Genomic DNA, 2,450 nt, shown 5'->3' with positions numbered 1-2,450 from the left:
ATCATGCCCTGCATCTGCTCGAACTCATTGAGCAGGCGGTTGACTTCCTGAACATGCACGCCGGAACCGGCAGCAATGCGGCGCTTGCGGGTGGCCTTGATGAGTTCGGGCTTGCGGCGCTCCAGCGGCGTCATGCTCTGGATGATGCCTTCCTTGCGCTTGATGTCTTTCTCGGCTTTGTCCATATCGACCTGGCCGGCCTTGGCCGCCATTTGCGCGGGCAGCTTTTCCAGAAGGCTTGAGAGCCCGCCCATGTTCTTCATTTGCTGCAACTGGCTGAGGAAGTCGTTGAGGTCAAAGCCGTCGCCGGACTTGATCTTGGCGGCGAGCTTCTGGGCAGAGGCCATGTCCACCCCGGCGGCCACCTGCTCGACCAGCGCAAGAATGTCACCCATGCCAAGGATGCGGCCGGCGTGTCGCTCGGCGTCGAACACCTCCAGGCCGTCGATTTTCTCGCTGGTACCGGAGAATTTGATGGGGGCGCCGGTGATCTGGCGCACGCTGAGCGCCGCACCGCCGCGTGAATCGCCGTCGGTCTTGGTCAGGATGATGCCGGTGAGCGGCAAGGCTTCCTTGAAGGCCTTGGCAGTGTTGACCGCATCCTGGCCCTGCATCGCATCGACCACGAAAAGCGTTTCAACCGGGTTCAGGATCGCATGCAACTCCTTGATTTCGGCCATCAGGGCCTCATCGATGGCCAGGCGGCCAGCCGTGTCGACCAGCAACACGTCAAAGAAATGCTTGCGGGCGTAGTCAATGGCGGCTCGCGCGATGTCGGCCGGCTTCTGGTCAGGCGTGCTGGGAAACCATTCGGCGCCGGCCTGTTTGGTGACCGTCTTGAGCTGTTCAATGGCGGCAGGGCGATAGACGTCGCCTGAAACGGTCAGCACCTTTTTCTTGCGCTTTTCGATCAGGTGCTTGGCCAGCTTGGCGGTAGTGGTGGTTTTACCCGCGCCCTGCAGGCCGGCCATCAGGATGACCGCCGGCGGCTGGGCTGCCAGGTTGATATCGCTCACCCCCTCGCCCATGGTAGCGGCGAGTTCCTTGTTGACAATACCCACCAGCGCCTGGCCCGGCGAGAGAGAACCCATCACTTCCTGGCCCAGCGCTTTTTCCTTGACCCGGGCAATGAAGTCGCGCACCACCGGCAGCGCAACGTCGGCCTCGAGCAAGGCCATGCGTACCTCGCGCAACAYGTCCTGCACGTTGGATTCGGTGATGCGGGCCTGGCCTCGCATTTCCTTGACGAGACGGGATAACTTGTCGGTAAGAGCTGAGGCCATGGGAAGGCGCCACGAACGCGGCGCAGTTAGGTGGAAAAGAAAGGCTGCAGCGGAAGGCTGCCAGAAAGGGGGAAAAGAGGCAGTAAAGGCTAAACTCTAGCCATGATTTTAGCTTTGAGCGACTGGTGGGGTCTTGCAGCGGCAGCCGGTGCTGCCGTCGCCTACGCTGCATTGGCTCTAGCCTCCCCGCGCCTCGGCCCCGCCGCCATCCGCGGCCTGCTGCTGGCGGCCTGGCTGCTGCACGCGCTGGCGCTGGCCGATGGCCTGCTGGGCGAGCCCCCGCGTTTCGGCTTTGCACCGGCGCTGTCCATGACGGTCTGGCTGGTGCTGACCGTTTACGCCATCGAAAGCCGCCTGTTTCCACAACTCCAGGCCCACTGGGCGTTGGCAGGGCTGGGCAGCGCAGCTGTCATCCTGACGGTCATTTTCCCCGGTACCACCTATCACGCCATCGCGTCCCCCTGGCTGCCGTTGCACTGGGCCCTGGGCATCGCGTCTTATGGGCTGTTTGCCGCCGCAGTGGTGCACGGCTGGCTGATGACGCGCTCCGAGCGCTCCATCCGGCTGGCCGCACAAACCGATGCGGGCGTGCCGCTGTTGACGCTGGAGCGGCTCACCTTCCGCTTCGTGGAGGCCGGCTTTGTATTGCTGTCGGCCACGCTATTTGTAGGCTGGCTGTTCGCCGAAACACTCTACGGGCCCGGCCTGGCCTGGAAATGGAACCATAAAACCGTGTTTTCGGTCCTGGCCTGGCTGACGTTTGCCGGCCTGCTGATCGGCCGGGCGCGCCTCGGATGGCGTGGCCGCAAGGCCGTCCGTGTGCTGTACCTGGGCTCCGGCCTGCTGCTGCTGGGCTACGCCGGTTCGCGCTTTGTACTTGAAGTCATTCTGAGGCGGGCATGAAATACCTTCTGGTCATGGGATTCGTGCTGGTGGTTTTCTGGCTCTGGCGCCACAACCGCGATGCGGAAAGAAACGATGCGGCGGCTGCCCGCCCCCGCCAGGCACCGGGCCGCGAAACGGCCGTTGCGGAGATGATCGCATGCGATGTCTGCCACGTGCATTTGCCGAAGTCCGACGCCCTGACAGGCGGCAAGGGGATTTATTGCAGTGACGCGCATCGCCGCCAGGCAGGAGACTAGGGCCTGCTAACACTATGTTTACAAA

The 2,450-nt window shown here is 63.1% G+C and carries 3 protein-coding genes; 2 read left to right on the top strand and 1 reads right to left on the bottom strand.

The window, feature by feature from the left end; translation table 11 throughout:
* A partial coding sequence (ffh, locus tag AC1DWI_RS19770) for a signal recognition particle protein (protein WP_477725528.1) occupies positions 1-1,283 on the bottom strand: 1,283 nt, incomplete at its 3' end.
* A 102-nt stretch (positions 1,284-1,385) separates the two neighbouring features.
* On the opposite strand from ffh, the gene AC1DWI_RS19765 reads away from it, so the two are divergent.
* Together AC1DWI_RS19765 and AC1DWI_RS19760 are read left to right on the top strand one after the other, a co-directional pair.
* Complete coding sequence (locus AC1DWI_RS19765; RefSeq protein ID WP_477668364.1) at positions 1,386-2,186, top strand: cytochrome C assembly family protein; 801 nt, start codon at positions 1,386-1,388, stop codon at positions 2,184-2,186.
* Positions 2,183-2,425 carry a PP0621 family protein gene (locus tag AC1DWI_RS19760; protein WP_477668365.1) on the top strand — a complete coding sequence of 81 codons (243 nt, stop codon included), beginning with the start codon at positions 2,183-2,185 and terminating at the stop codon, positions 2,423-2,425. Before AC1DWI_RS19765 ends, AC1DWI_RS19760 begins: the two co-directional genes overlap by 4 nt.
* Positions 2,426-2,450: the final 25 nt, after the last annotated feature.

The organism is Polaromonas sp. P3_C2 (assembly GCF_056402675.1).
The sequence above is the reverse complement of the archived record's forward strand: the minus strand, read 5'-3'. Positions and strand labels throughout refer to the sequence as shown.

What these genes read in the sequence shown, in the direction of transcription:
- AC1DWI_RS19760 (WP_477668365.1), top strand. Translation starts at nt 2,183, where the DNA reads ATGAAATACCTTCTGGTCATGGGATTCGTGCTGGTGGTTTTCTGGCTC.
- AC1DWI_RS19765 (WP_477668364.1), top strand. Translation starts at nt 1,386, where the DNA reads ATGATTTTAGCTTTGAGCGACTGGTGGGGTCTTGCAGCGGCAGCCGGT.